General features: G+C 73.2%; 10 protein-coding genes. 3 read left to right on the plus strand and 7 right to left on the minus strand.

Annotated features, from left to right (window positions below):
* Positions 1–16: 16 nt before the first annotated feature.
* The 5 genes from WMF19_RS35965 to WMF19_RS35985 form a co-directional block, all read right to left on the minus strand.
* Complete coding sequence (locus WMF19_RS35965) at positions 17–832, minus strand: Uma2 family endonuclease (protein WP_437894496.1); 816 nt, start codon at positions 830–832, stop codon at positions 17–19.
* Between the two features lie 107 nt (positions 833–939).
* Positions 940–2271 (minus strand): aminotransferase family protein, encoded by a 1332-nt coding sequence (locus WMF19_RS35970; RefSeq protein ID WP_437324291.1) that lies wholly within the window; start codon positions 2269–2271, stop codon positions 940–942.
* Positions 2272–2553: 282 nt separating this feature from the next.
* Positions 2554–3987: a cytochrome P450 gene (locus WMF19_RS35975; protein WP_437894497.1), complete on the minus strand. Its 1434-nt coding sequence runs from the start codon at positions 3985–3987 to the stop codon at positions 2554–2556.
* 138 nt (positions 3988–4125) lie between these two features.
* Positions 4126–5325: a threonine--tRNA ligase gene (gene thrS / locus WMF19_RS35980; protein ID WP_437894498.1), complete on the minus strand. Its 1200-nt coding sequence runs from the start codon at positions 5323–5325 to the stop codon at positions 4126–4128.
* Positions 5326–5581: 256 nt separating this feature from the next.
* Positions 5582–6151 (minus strand): hypothetical protein, encoded by a 570-nt coding sequence (locus WMF19_RS35985; protein WP_437894499.1) that lies wholly within the window; start codon positions 6149–6151, stop codon positions 5582–5584.
* Positions 6152–6485: 334 nt separating this feature from the next.
* Between WMF19_RS35985 and WMF19_RS35990 the strand changes: the two genes are divergently transcribed.
* Positions 6486–7475: a hypothetical protein gene (locus WMF19_RS35990; RefSeq protein WP_437894500.1), complete on the plus strand. Its 990-nt coding sequence runs from the start codon at positions 6486–6488 to the stop codon at positions 7473–7475.
* Between the two features lie 22 nt (positions 7476–7497).
* Here the strand turns inward: WMF19_RS35990 and WMF19_RS35995 are convergent, their stop codons facing one another.
* Positions 7498–7830, minus strand: a complete 333-nt coding sequence (locus WMF19_RS35995) for a transcriptional regulator (RefSeq protein WP_437324296.1) — start codon at positions 7828–7830, stop codon at positions 7498–7500.
* Positions 7831–8053: 223 nt separating this feature from the next.
* On the opposite strand from WMF19_RS35995, the gene WMF19_RS36000 reads away from it, so the two are divergent.
* On the plus strand, positions 8054–10606 hold the full coding sequence (locus WMF19_RS36000; RefSeq protein WP_437894502.1) for an alpha/beta fold hydrolase: 2553 nt from the start codon (positions 8054–8056) through the stop codon (positions 10604–10606).
* Between the two features lie 417 nt (positions 10607–11023).
* Positions 11024–12694 (plus strand): hypothetical protein, encoded by a 1671-nt coding sequence (locus WMF19_RS36005; RefSeq protein ID WP_437894503.1) that lies wholly within the window; start codon positions 11024–11026, stop codon positions 12692–12694.
* A 54-nt stretch (positions 12695–12748) separates the two neighbouring features.
* On the opposite strand, the gene WMF19_RS36010 is transcribed toward WMF19_RS36005, so the two are convergent.
* Positions 12749–13531, minus strand: a complete 783-nt coding sequence (locus tag WMF19_RS36010) for a class I SAM-dependent methyltransferase (RefSeq protein WP_437894504.1) — start codon at positions 13529–13531, stop codon at positions 12749–12751.
* Positions 13532–13600: the final 69 nt, after the last annotated feature.

Below are 13600 nucleotides of genomic sequence, written 5' to 3' on the forward strand. Positions count from 1 at the left end.
GCGGACAGCCGTCGGCTCACCCTCGATCCACGGCCGCCGCGAACACCGCCCCGCTCGCCGCCGTCGCCGCGCTAGCCAGCCATCGCTCCAGCGCCGCAGGCTCGTCGCACGCGAGCACCCGCGCCTGCACCGCCTCCGGCACCGCGAGCCCCCGCGCCGAGAGCACCGCGAGGATCGCGCGCGCCTGGGTGCGCGCCTCGACCCACTCGTCCGTGAACCGCGCCGCGTCGCGCTCCTCGAACAGCGCCGCGACCGGCACGGCGCCGAGGCCGTGCTTGCCCAGCTCCGGCAGGAGGGGCACCTCCGCGCCCGGACGGTAGGTGATCGACGCCGTCCTCGGCCGCACGACCTCGAGCTCCCGGCGCTCCGCGTGCGCGATCCACACCCACGGCCACTCGTGCTCCAGGTAGAGCTTCACCTTCTCCTCGAGATAGCGCCTCGACTGCGTGCCCCGGATCTCCACGGCCAGCAGCGGCGTGCCGCGGTAGGCGTCGTTCCGCGGCGACGAGAGATCGCCCACCACCACCACGTCCGGCGCCCGGAGCGACGGCCCCCCCGGGTCGCTGAGATCGCAGTACACGTCGGTCATCACCGTGAAGCCCTCGCGCGCGTGCGTGCGGAAGAGGGCCGCGAGGAGCGCCATCACGATCCCGTGGATATCCTTGCTCCCCATCTGCTCGATCAGCTCCCCGCGGTGCAGCTCCCACGGGCTGCCGTCGTAACAGTCGTCGGGCGTGCCCAGACGGCGGCCGGTCGGGCCGAAATCGCGCAGCTCGATCGGCCCCGTGTTCCGGGGCGGACGGGTCGGCAGGCCGTTCGTGCGTGCAGTCATGCCCACGATCCTAGCACGTCGCCGCGCCCCCTCGCCGGGCGCGCTCGCCGCAGCCACAGACGTGCTCTTCCGGCGGCCCGTGAAGGGCCGCGTCGCGCCCGAGGTCCTCAGGCCGAGAGCCGCTGGTCCGCCACGTCGAGCGCCGCGTCGAGCGCCGCGATGCCCTCGTCGATCTCCGCCTCGCTGATGATGAGCGGCGGCGCCACGAGCAGGTGGCTCACCCACCCCATGACGGACACCCCGCGCTTCGCCGCCTCGGCGACCACCGCGTCGACCACCAGGGGCCGCCGAGCCGCCTTGTCCTGCGGCACGTTGAACGGCTCCTTGGTCGCGCGGTCCTTCACGAGCTCCACCGCCCAGAACAGGCCGATCCCGCGCACGTCGCCGATCGAGGGGTGCTTCTCCTTGAGGGCGCGGAGCTTCGCGCCCACGACGTCTCCCATCTTCGTCGCGCGCTCGAGGAGGTCCAACCGGCGATACTCGTCGATCGCGGCGATCACCGGGGCCAGCGTGAGGGGGTGGGCCTCGTAGGTGTGGCCGTGCGCGAACATGTTGTCGTCGAAGTAGTCCGCGATCGCGCGGGAGGTCGCGACGACCCCGAGCGGCGCGGCCGCGTTGGTCACGCCCTTCGCGGTCGTCAGGATATCCGGCACCACCCCCCAGTGATCGACCGCAAACCACTTTCCGGTCCTGCCCCAGCCGCTCATCACCTCGTCCGCGATGAGGAGCACGCCGCGCTTCCGCGCGACCTCGGCGATCTTCGGCAGGTAGTCGGCCGGCGGGATGAGGACGCCGTTCGTGCCCACGACCGGCTCGACGATCACCGCCGCGACGTTCTCCTCGTGGTCGATCATGTAAGCCAGGTAGTCGGCGCACGCGACGCCGCACTCGGGGTGGCTCCGGCCGAGCGGGCAGCGGTAGCAGTTCACCTCCGGGCCGAACACCACGCCCGGGATCTTTCCGGCCGGCTCGATGAACCAGCGGCGAAAGTCGCCGGTCGCCGCGACCGAGCCCGCGGTCGACCCGTGGTACGACGTGTAGCGCGCGATGATCTTGTGCTTGCCCGTGTAGAGCCGGGCCATCTTGAACGCCGCCTCGTTCGCCTCCGTGCCCGACGTCGCGAAGAAGAACTTGTCCAGCCCCTTGGGCATCACCTCCAGGAGCTTCTGCGCCACCCTGGCCCGCACCTCGCACGTGTGCGCCGGGCTGATGTAGGCGAGCTGCCTCGCCTGCGCGCAGATGGCCTCGATCACGGCCTCGTTCTGGTGGCCGAGGTTCGAGCAGATGAGCTGCGAGGACAGGTCCAGGTAGCGCTTGCCGGACGCATCCCAGAACGCGCAGCCCTCCGCGCGGGTGACATGGATCGGCTTCCAGCCGCGCTGAGCGCGCCAGGTGCCGTACGTGTGCTTCGTGGTCAGCTCGACGATGTCATCGTTCATGGCAACCTTCGCGGTTCGAGGAGGCGCTCAGCGTAGAGGGTGATCAGACCTCCTCGCACGCGAATTCCCCGGCGCCGCTCGCCCGCTCCCGCGCGCCGCGCCCGCGATTCCGTGCAGCGCGCCCGCGATTCCGCGCGGCGCTTCGCCATCGCCGCCGCGACGCTCGGACGGATCGAGCGCGCTCGCGGCGCCGCGCGCGATCCCGTCGCCAAGGACGGTCGCGATCCGTCCATGAGCGGGCGAGCTCGCCGCCATGCCGGTCGGAGCCCCGGTGAAAAGCGCTCAGGAGGAGCCCATCGGGCACCGCCCTGCAGGCTGCGGCGCGGCGGGCCGGAGCGCCGGCTCCGCCGGGCTGCCCTGGACCGCAGCCGAGCGGCCTTCCGCGCGCGCTCGCTCGCGCTCCCCTTCCAGGATCATCGCCACATCCCCGCTCGGCCCCATGGTGAGCCCGCGGCGCACGTGCTGAAGGGGCGCCTGGCTCTCGAGCCGGAGCCTGTATCTCCCGAGGATCGTGCCGAGGACGACCTTCATCTCGTACATCGCGAACGCCGCGCCAAGGCACCGGCGGGCGCCGCCGCCGAAGGCGATGAACTCGAAGGGAGTGAACTTCCGCTCGAGGAACCGCGAAGGGCGGAATCGCTGAGGCGACGGGTAGAGGTCCTCGCGGCCGTGCAGGAGCAGCGGCGAGGCGGCGATCGCCTCGCCGGCCGGGACGGTATAGCCCTTGAGCTGGAACGGCCTCTTCACGACGCGGGCCACGTCCACCACCGGCGGGTGGATGCGGAGCGCCTCCAGGCACACCGCCTCCAGGTACGGCAGCGACGCGAGCGCGTCCGGCTCGGGCGCGGGGCCGAGCGCGTCGAGCTCCTCGCAGAGGCGCGCGAGCACGGCCGGCTCGCGGTGCAGCCAGTACATCGCCCACCCGAGCGACATGGCCGTCGTCTCGTGGCCGGCGAACAGGAGCGCCCGGAGCTGGTCCGCGATCTCGACGTCGCTCATGCTCGCGCCGTCGTCGTAGCGGGCGCTCATCATCAGGCCCAGGATGTCCTGCGAAGCGTCCCCCTCCGCGCGCCTTGCCCGGATCTCCTCGAAGAGCAGCGCGTCGAGCGCCCTGGCCGCGCGCTTGTGGCGCGCGTAGGGGCCGAAGCCGGCGAAATCGCGGCGGAGCGCAGGGACGATCATGAAGCTCGGGCTCAGCGACTCGATGAGCCCGAGCACGGCCTCGCGGGTCCTGCCGACGCGCGCCTCGCCCCGCACGCCGAAGACCACGCGGACGATCACGTCGAGCGCGATCGCCTGGGTCGCCGCGAGCATCGAGAACGAGCGGCCCGGCCGCCACCGCGACGCCACGTCCAGGCCGATGTCCGCGATCGCGCCGCCATAACCCCGCATCGCGCCGGCGCTGAACGGCGGGGCGAGCAGCCGCCGATCGCGCCGGTGCCGCGCGCCCGCCGTCACGACCACCGACGACGTCCCGAAGACCGGCTCCGTCAGCTGGACACCCCAGACCTCGAACTCGTCGGGATCCGCCGTGTAGACCGCGCGGATCGCCTCCGGATCGCCCGTGATGGTCAGTATCCCGTTCGGCGACCTCAGACGGAACGTGGGGCCGTACTCGGCGGCGTAACGCCTGAAGACGGGCTCGGATGAGATGAATCCTGAGCGAATGAAATCCACGAGGCTGAGCGACTTCGGCCCGGGCGGCAGAGTTCCCATCGAGCTGCTCCGTGAGTGAACGAGGGTTATCGGGATGTCCCCGGCCGGAGGAGACCAGGACGCCGGGGACATTCCGACACGCGGACCGGCATTCAGTTCCGCCGATTCCGTCGATTCCGAGCGATCGCCGGCCCGCGCTCAGGCGAGCGGCGCGCACCGCTGCGCCACCTCGACAACGGCCTCCTCGAGCAGAAGCTCGCGCTGCTGCCCGCCCTCCCGCTCACGGATCGTCACGGAGCGGCGCTCGGCTTCGCGTCTTCCGATCACCGCGACGAGCGGGATCGCCGCCGCGTGCGCGACGGCGATCTTCCGCGAGAGCGTGTCGTCCCCTGCATCGAGGATCGCGCGCACCCCCTTCCGCTGGAAGTCGAGGAGGACCTCGTCGGCATAGGCGCGCTGCGCGTCCGTCACAGGAGCGACGACGAGCTGCTCGGGAGACAGCCAGAGCGGCAGCGCGCCCCGATAATGCTCCAGCAGGATGCCCAGGAAGCGCTCCACGCTGCCGAACAGCGCGCGGTGCAGGATGGCGGGTCTCCGGCGCGCGCCGGACGCGTCGACATAGGTGATGTCGAAGCGCTCCGGCAGCACGAGATCGAGCTGGATCGTGCCGCATTGCCAGCTCCGCCCGAGCCGGTCGCGCAGCACGAACTCGAGCTTGGGCCCGTAGAAGGCCCCTTCCCCGGGCTGCAGCCTGTACTCGAGCCCCGCGCTCCTCGCCGCGCCGGACAGCGCCGCCTCCGCCCTGTCCCACACGGCGTCGCTCCCGGAGCGCTCGGCGGGGCGGGTCGAGAAGCCGACCACCATGTCGCGGAAGCCGAAGCCAGCATAGAAGTCGCGCAGCGCGCTCGCGAAGCGCACGACCTCGGCCTCGACCTGGTCCTCGACACAGAAGATGTGGCCGTCGTCCTGGGTGAACTGGCGCAGGCGAAAGAGGCCGTGGAGCGTGCCGCTCGGCTCGTCCCTGTGCACCATGCCGAGCTCGCCGATCCGCAGCGGGAGATCCCGGTACGACGGCGCCATGCGCGCCACGATCTGCATGTGACCCGGGCAGTTCACCGGCTTGATCGCGGCGGCTTGATCCTCCTCGTTCAGCCGGAACATGTTCGAGGAGAAATTGTCCCAGTGGCCGCTGGCCTTCCAGATCGCCTGTCGCAGGATGAGCGGCGTCCGGACCTCTCGATAGCTGTCACGCATCATCTGGCGCCGGACCGCCTCCTCGAGGAGGCGATAGAGCGTGAACCCGCGCGCGTGCCAGAACACCATGCCTGGCGCCTCCTCCTGGATGTGGAACAGGTCGAGGCGCTGGCCTAGATACCGATGATCGTCTTCGTCGAGCATGTCAGTCTCCGTCGGCGGTGGCCGGCCAGACGGAGCGCTGCAAAGCGACGTGCCCCGTCCGGATCCCGGCGGGGCTTGGTTCCTCGTATGCTCGTCAGCTCACCGCACGCACACGAGACCAATCCCGCCGGTGCGGGTCGTGGTCGTCGTGGTCGCGGTGAAGCCGGCGCTCACGTGGACAGGTGTATCGCGGCGTCCGGATCTCGTCAACCCGGACGTTCGTCTTCACGGTTCAGGTTCAGGTTCAGGTTCAGGTTCAGGGACGGACAGCGACCGCGCGGGACAGGAGCAGCGCGCCGGTGAAGAGGTAGCCCGAGCAGGACCGGAAGACATCGTAGGAGCGGCCGAGCAGCGGAGCGCACCGAAGAATGTCCCCGATGCGCCACATCTCCTCGATGCGCGTGATCTCGAAGCTCTCGCCGCCGTCGATCATGCAGAAATCGTAGGTCAGGATCACCCGCACGGGATACGCGCAGCGCGGGAACAGCCTCAGGTACAAGGTGCTGTCGACCAGGGTACGGCCCGCGTCGCGCGGCTCGGAGAGCTGGACGTCCAGCTGGGAGATGTCGAGGTCGAAACGGACGCCGACGCGAGATCCCGAGAGGCCGACCTGGTACGTCTCGATCCCGCGCACGCGCCGCCATGGATTGACGAACTCGATGCCGCGGGCGAGGTAGGGATAGACCTCCTTCTCCAGCGTCGCGATCGGAACCTTCGTGTCGTACATGAGGAGCGAGAGGCGTCGGAAGCGCGCCTCCAGGTCGGCGAGCCCGAGGCGCGGCATCGTGGGGATCGTGAACGGGAGGCAGTTCACCTTTGTCGCCATGTCGTGACTCTCCATCCGGGTACGCCCCCGCCCGGTGTGAAGCGCCGGTCCGTGCGCGGGACGATGAAGGCCGAGACGCAACGGATGGGCCGAGGCGGAGCGTGCTGGAGGTGCGTGCTCTGCGGCGCGTCGCGCCGACCCGCGCGCCGCGTGTGTGCCGCCGCGCAGAGCGCTCGAAAGGCGCTGTTCTCCGCGCGGTTCAGGGAGAGAATCGGCGCGTCCGCCGTGGATTGCCCTGGTCCCTGCGGCGCCCGCGGTTATCTTCCCGGGCCGTTCGGCACGAGGCGCGCGGCGTTTCGCCCTCTCTGCCGGCGGCGAGTCACGAGGAGAGGAAGTGTCACGGGTCGTGGAGCGCGCAGCGAAGGCCGCCAGCAGTATCACGGAGCGGCGCAGGGCCGCGGCGCGGCGGGTCGCCGCGCTCATGGTGCTCACCCTCGCCTCGGCGGGGTGCGCCGCGCAGGGAGCGCCGCCGCGCGCCGCGCGCGGCGGCGCCGACCCCGGCGCGAGCGCGGGAGCTCCGGCGCCCGCCGCGCGCGGCGGCGCCGACCCCGGCGCGAGCGCGGCGGCCGAGCCGCTCTTCCGTGAGGCGGAGTCGCTCGCGGGGCGCTACCGCGTGATCGGCGTACAGCTCTTCGTGCTCGACGAGGCCGCGGAGGCGGGCGCGGACGGCGCGCGCGGCGCGGCGCGGCGGGCGGCGCTCGAAGCAGAGGCCGCGCGGCTGCGGGCGGGCGTCGCGGCGGCCTACGCCGCGCTCGTCGACGCGCCGGCGCTGCGCGCAGCGGAGCAGCGGCCTCGGGCGCTCCTCGCGCTCGCGCGGGCGCTCCAGGACGGCGGGGACGCGCGCGGCGCCGAGGCGCGGCTGCGCCAGCTCGCCCTCGAGCACCCGGCGTCCAGCGAGGCGGCCGAGGCCTACCTCGCGCTGGCCGACCTGGCGTTCGCCGCGGGGCGCCTCGACGAGGCGGTGAGCGCCTGCGACGGCGCGCTCCGCGGCGCCGCGGGGGCGCCGCTGCGCAAGCGCGCGCTCTACGTGAAGTCGTGGAGCCTGCGGGGCATCGGCGGCCACGGCGCCACCGAGGGGGCCATGCGGGCGCTGCGCGCGATCGTGCAGCTCGGCCCCGGGCGCGCCGGCTCGCTGGAAGCGACGATCGACGAGGCCGCGGAGCGAGAGCTCGTCGAGCTCTACGCGGCGCACGGCGACCTCACCCAGGCCCGCGCCTTCTTTGCGGGCGCGGGCGAGCGCGCGGGCCCGCGGCTGCTCGGCGAGGTGAAGGCCCGCGCCGCGCGGCGCGGGCGCCCGGAGCCGCCCGACCGGCCGACCCTGTGAGGAGCGCCGCCGCCCGGGAGCCTCACCCTTCGCCTGCGTCGATCCGGAACCGCGGCGCCTCGATGCGCTCTCCACGGCACGCGGGGCAGCGGCTCGGCTTCGCGAGCGACCGCCGCTCGTCGAACGCGTAGCCGCAGCGCAGGCAGCGCGCCGGCGCGACCGAGAGCCGCTCGCCGCGCGCGCGCAACGAGCGCGCGAGGTGCTCGAGGTGCGGCGCCACGTCGCGCTCCCGCATCCCGAGGCGGGTGGAGAGCTCCCACGCGGTCGCCGCTCCCCTGCGGAGCTCCTCCAGGAGCGCCTGCCGCACCGTCTCCGACCGGGGCGCTGGGCTCGGCGGTGGCTTCGGGTCGCTCATCGCTCTCCGCGAGCGTGACACCGCGGCGGCGCCGGTCCAGCGCGCGAGCGCGCCCGCGGCTCGCGCGAGCGCGCTCGCGCCGCTCTCCAGCACGGCGTGGGCAGGACAGGCGCACAGGTGCTGACTCTCACGACGGCGGGGCAGCGCAGCGCGGCAGAGCCCGCGCGGCCATTGCGCTGCCCACAGCGCGCACGGAGAATGCCGCTCCGGAGAACAGCAGCGCATGACCCCGTGCCCGTCCGACGACGCCCTGGCCACCTGGCTCGCGGGCAACTTCCCGCACGACGACGCGGCGAGCATCCGCGGGCACGTGGCCGGCTGCAACAGCTGCCGCGCGCGGATCTCGGCGCGCCCGAGCGACAGCGACCTCGGGGCGCCGCTCTTCCTCCACGCGACGCACCAGCGCTTCGGCGAGAGCGAGCTGCCGCCGCCGCCCCCGCTCTCCTGGACGCCGCCCTCGGCCTTCGACGACTACCGCGTGGTGCGGCCGCTCGGCCGCGGGGGCATGGGGCAGGTGTACCTCGCCCACGACGAGGTCCTCGACCGGCCCGTCGCGCTCAAGTTCGTCGCGGCGGACAGCCCGGATCCCAGGACCATCGAGCGGCTGCGCGTCGAGGCCCGCGCGATCGCGCGCCTCCAGCACCCCAACGTCGTCGCCGTCTACCGGATCGGCGAGGTGCGCGGGCGGCCGTACATCGCCTACGAGTTCGTCGAGGGTGAGCCGCTCGAGCTGCTCCCGAAGCCGATCCCGTGGCCCGCCGCGCTGCGCCTCGCGCTCGGCCTCGCCCGCGGGCTCGCCGCGGCGCACCGGCGGGGCGTCCTCCACCGCGACATCAAGCCGGCGAACGTGATGCTCGACGCGAGCGGCGAGGTGAAGCTGCTCGACTTCGGCCTCGCCAAGCTCGCCGACCGGCCCGGCGCCCCCGCCCTCGACGCGGGCCCTCGCGCCGCGCCGAAGGCCTCCGTCGCGCCCGCGCCGTGGGCGCTCGCGGACATGTCCGCCCTGACGACCGCGATCCCGGTCGCGCTCGACGCGGTCGGCCCGCTCGGGACCGCGAGCCTGACCGACGGCGGCATGATGATGGGCACGCCGCTCTACCTCGCGCCCGAGCTCTGGGCGGGCACCGCCGGCACGCCCCGCTCCGACGTCTACGCGCTCGGGCTGGTCTTCTACGAGCTGTGCGCGGGCCGGCTGCCTCACGCGGGGCTCGAGGTGCACGCGATCGCCAGCTGGGTGACGGCGCGGGCGCTCCCGCCGCTGCGCTCGATCTGCCCCGACGTCCCGGAGATGCTCGCGGCCGTCATCGATCGCTGCGTCCTGCGCGAGCCGGAGGCGCGCTTCGCGTCGGCCGAGGAGGTGCAGGCCGCGCTCGAGGAGACCGAGGCGCTCTGCCGGGCGTTCCAGATCGTGCGCCCCGCGTCGTCCCCCGCGAGCGCGCAGGACGCTGGCGCGGACGTCGTGCGCGCCTCGTTCGAGCGCCTCGCCCCGCGCGCCGAGGCGCTCGTGACGCGCTTCTACGAGCGGCTCTTCGCCCGCGAGCCGGCGCTCCGGGCGCTGTTCCCGCCGGACATGCGCGAGCAGCGGCTCAAGCTCGCCGCGGCGCTGCAGCTCGTGATCGACAACCTGCGCGCGCCGGACAAGCTGGTCGAGATGCTCGAGGCGCTCGGGCGCCGCCACGCCGCGTACGCCGCGTTGCCCGAGCATTTCGACGCCGTGGGCCGCGCGTTGCTCGAGGCGCTCGAGGAGCTCGAAGGGGACGCGTGGGCGCCCACCACCGCGCGGGCGTGGGCGGGCGCGTACGCGCAGGTCGCCGAGGCGATGCGGCGCGGGCTCGAGGCCGCGCGGGAGGGGACGGTCTCCTCCACGCGGGCGCCCGCGCGGCTGCACGCGGCGGAGACCCGCTTCGCCACGAGCGCCGACGCGAGCCTTGCCTACAAGACCACGGGCGGCGGGCCGATCGATCTGGTGCTGGTCCAGGGGTGGGTGACGCACGTGGAGGCCGCGTGGGAGGGCGCGCTCATCTCGCGGTTCTTCGCCGAGCTCGGCGCGTGGGCGCGGCTCATCGTGCTCGACCAGCGCGGCACCGGGATGAGCGAGCGCGACGGCGTGGGCGTTCCGGCCGAGCAGCAGGCGGAGGATCTGCTGGCGGTGCTGGACGCGGCCGGCGTGGCGCGCGCCGCGCTCCTCGGCGTCGGCGCCGGGTTCGCGCCGTGCGCGCTGCTCGCGGCGGCGCATCCGGCGCGGGCGCGCGCCCTGATCGCGCTCGGGAGCGCGGCGCAGATGTCTGCCTGGCCGGGGTGCCTCTTCGGGCTCGCCGGCGAGGACGCCGAGGAGGCCGAGCGCGCGCTGCGGAGCGGCTGGGGCGAGCCGCTCTTCCTCGATCGCCTTGCCCCGTCCGCGGCGGATGACGGCGCGTTCCGGCGCTTCTGGGCCGCGTACCTGCGCCACGGCGCGAGCCCGGGCGGCGCGGCGCGCATGCTCCGGGCACACGCGGCGGCCGACGTCCGGGCCGCGCTGAGCCGTGTGAGCGTCCCCACGCTCGTGCTGCACCGGACCGGCGATCGGGCCGTCCCGGCGGCGGCCGGGCGCGACCTCGCCGACCGCATCCGCGGCGCGCGCTACGTCGAGCTGCCGGGCGACGATCACCTGCCCTTCGTCGGCGAGTCGGGTCCGCTGCTCGCGGAGCTGCAGGCCTTCCTCGGCGCGGATGCCGGGGGGAGCCCCGTCTCGAGCCTCGTGCCCTCCACGGCGCTCGGCGCCGCCTCCGGCGGCTGACGCGCTCGGCGCGGGGCCAGGTACGCGGTGCGTCGTCGCCCGGCTCGCGCTGCAAAGCTCTCGCGGACACTCCTGCGCTCGCACGACGAGCCGCCGGGCGCGCCCGCCTCTCGGACGCTCGCGCTCGCTGCGCTTCCTCAACCCATGTTTGCCCGCGTCACGATGGGCTCGAGTTCAGCGTGCGGACGTCCGCGTCTCCGGCTTCGCCCGATACGACTTGAGAGTTCTCCTTATCTCGATGTCTCGCCCAAAAAAAGGAAACATCCTATCTACCTTGCGATCGCGGGATTCGGCCGCTAGCTTGAATTGATGATGGGATGGTCACGCCCGTTGACCTGCTGTGTCGCTGCCGTGCTTGGCGCATTCGCGAGCGCTTGCTCCGGGACGGAGCAGGGCCCCGCCGGCGCAGCCGCAGGCGTGGCGGGCACAGACGGGGCGGGAGGCGACGGCAGCGCCGAGGGCGCGGGCGGCGCCGAGAGCGCAGACGTCGAGAACGCGGGCGGGGGCGCCGACTGCCCTCCTGGTGAGGAAGGCTGTCCGTGCGGGCCTCTGGGTCGGTGTGACGACGGGCTCTGCTGCGCAGGCAGCGAATGTATTTCGGAGTGTGACAGCGCCGATGATGACGCGACGGTCCACGGCGACTGCGACTGGCAGGGAGGCCTGCAGGACCCGTCGTTCCAGCGCTCGGATACGTGGTTCACCACAGGGGAAGCGCTCGTCTCCCCCGAGATCGAGGGCAACGGCAACCCGGGGGCCGGCGTCATCGGGAGAGAAGCGGTGTGCCAGATGGCCGGCTTCTATCAGCGCCTCTCGCTGCCGGACCTCGCGTGCGTCGGCCCGCTCCTCCTCACGTTCGCCGCGCGCATCGGCTGCGAGCTCGCCATGGACTGCCTCGGCCCTCCGGGGGTCGGGGTCCGGATCGACGGAGGGTTCACCGACCTCGATCTCATGCCCTCTTCGTCCTTTGCCCCGCAACGCGTGTGCCTGGGAGAGCGCGCCTACGGCAGGCCGATCGAGCTGCTCCTCGGGCCCGCCCGGCGTTCTCCCCTGTGCGATGAGGGCCTCGGACAGGACTTCACGCTGACGTTCGATGACGTCGCCCTTCAGCCTGATGAAATGAACGAGTGCCCGCAGCCTGGCCAGGTGTTGAACGGCGACTTCGAAGCAGGCGCCGCCGGCTGGAAGGCGACCCCCGAGGGCGGCGTCTCCGAGATCGGGGGCGGCCTGGGCCAGGGCGGCGGCAAGGGTGGACATCTCGCCACCACGCGGTTCTGCCAGGCTCCCTCGCTTGAGGGCACGCTCTCGGCGCCCTTGCCGTCGGCCGCGCTGCCGAGCCCGGCGCTCCGCATCTGGAGCCGCGGCAGCCCCGGGGCGATCGTCGACGTGATGCTGAGCGCGCACCGGCTGACGGCCCTGACGGGCACGGGCGAGGCGCGGGTCTCGCATGCCTGCTTGCCCCGGTGGGCGCTCGGCATGGCGCACCGCCTCGCGTTCGCCTTCCGGAACCGGCACAGCCAGCCTTGCATGAACGAGAACAAGCGGGACTTCACGGTGGATGATCTCGCCATCGTCTCTGACGACCGCTGCCCCGAAGACGCGCCGCTCTTCGACCCCGGCTTCGAGAACGACGGCGCCGACGCCGGCCTCTCGCCGACATGGGTCCTCAACGCGGAGGATCCGGCGCGCGGCAGCGCCAGGCTCGCCGTCGACTCGGCGGCCGCGCACGCCGGCGACGTCTCGCTCTCGCTGTCGGTGCGGAAGCCGTGCCGCGAGCCCTCGGCCTCCACCGTGTTCACCGTCCCCGAGCCCCAGGGGACGGCCGGTCCGGCGCTGAAGTTCTGGTACCGCACGAGCCGCCTCCTCGAGGCGACCGCCTCCTCGACGCCAGGGGGCGCCCTGGCGGCCAGCGAGCGCTGGACGCAACAGACGATCTGCTTGGATCCGCGCACGGCGGGCAGGCCCCAGCAGCTCTCATTCAAGATAAGGGCCAGCGGGACCTGCGACGCGCCGCTCGACGACGAGGCCTTGCACGTGGACGACGTCGAGGCGACGACCGACCCCTCCTGCCCAGCCGCGCCGCTCCCCTGAGCCGCGGAGTCCTGGCGCATCGCTCCAGTCGCTGGGCAGAAGGTGCCTCTCGGCTCAGCCGCGCTTCCGGCCCACCAGGATGACGATCGGATACGCGAAGTGGACCTCGTCCCCCCGGAGCTCTGCGCCCACGCCGAGCGCATCGACGCCGACGTCGGCGCGGTAGAGGGCCCGGAGCCGGTCCGCTCCGCCGGGCTCCGGGAAGGAGGCCCGGAGCGCGGCCTCGAGCTCCACCTCGAGCCGGTACCGCGTCGTCGTCTCGATCTCCAGCCCCGCCGCGTCGAACAGGGCGCCGAGCTCGCGCTCGGTGAGGGCGCTCGCGTGCGACGGATCGCGGATCTTCTCCGCCGCATCGTACGCTGCCTGCTTGTCCTCGGCGGGCGCCACGTCGATCACGGCGACTCGCCCGCTCCTCTGGCACACGCGGGCCATCTCGCGCAGCGTCACGAGCGGCTCCAGCAGGTGGTGGAAGCTGTAGCGCGTCGTGACCAGGCGATAGCTCTCGTCCGGATAGGGCAGCCGGCTCGCGTCGCCGAGCTCCCAGGTGACGTTGGAGAGGCCGAGGCTCGCCTGCCTCTTCCGCGCCTCGTCCAGCATCGCCGGGACGATGTCGAGCCCCCGCACGCTCGCCACCCGCTGGGCCAGCGCGCAGGCGACGATCCCCGGCCCGCAGGCCACGTCGAGGGCCGCGTCGCTCGGCGCCGGGGCGAGCGCGTCGAGCAGCAGCCCCATGGCGGACTCCGCCGAGTGGGCCTGGACCTCGGCGAACGGCCTGGCCTGGCGGGTGAACTGTTCCTGTATCAACGCATCGTGCGCCGTGGGAGTGGCTTGCTTCATGGCGTTCGAGGGTGGACGCTCTTCGGCTTTACGGCTGCCGGCGAACGGACAAAGATCGCCGCCGAGAGG

The organism is Sorangium sp. So ce124 (genome assembly GCF_051525235.1).
GTDB lineage: Bacteria > Myxococcota_A > Polyangia > Polyangiales > Polyangiaceae > Sorangium > Sorangium atrum.

Bases quoted from the DNA above. Each gene is read 5' to 3' on its own strand.
- WMF19_RS35965 (WP_437894496.1), bottom strand. From the start codon at position 832: ATGACTGCACGCACGAACGGCCTGCCGACCCGTCCGCCCCGGAACACG.
- WMF19_RS35970 (WP_437324291.1), bottom strand. From the start codon at position 2,271: ATGAACGATGACATCGTCGAGCTGACCACGAAGCACACGTACGGCACC.
- WMF19_RS35975 (WP_437894497.1), bottom strand. From the start codon at position 3,987: ATGGGAACTCTGCCGCCCGGGCCGAAGTCGCTCAGCCTCGTGGATTTC.
- thrS (WP_437894498.1), bottom strand. From the start codon at position 5,325: ATGCTCGACGAAGACGATCATCGGTATCTAGGCCAGCGCCTCGACCTG.
- WMF19_RS35985 (WP_437894499.1), bottom strand. From the start codon at position 6,151: ATGGCGACAAAGGTGAACTGCCTCCCGTTCACGATCCCCACGATGCCG.
- WMF19_RS35995 (WP_437324296.1), bottom strand. From the start codon at position 7,830: ATGAGCGACCCGAAGCCACCGCCGAGCCCAGCGCCCCGGTCGGAGACG.
- WMF19_RS36000 (WP_437894502.1), top strand. From the start codon at position 8,054: ATGACCCCGTGCCCGTCCGACGACGCCCTGGCCACCTGGCTCGCGGGC.
- WMF19_RS36010 (WP_437894504.1), bottom strand. From the start codon at position 13,531: ATGAAGCAAGCCACTCCCACGGCGCACGATGCGTTGATACAGGAACAG.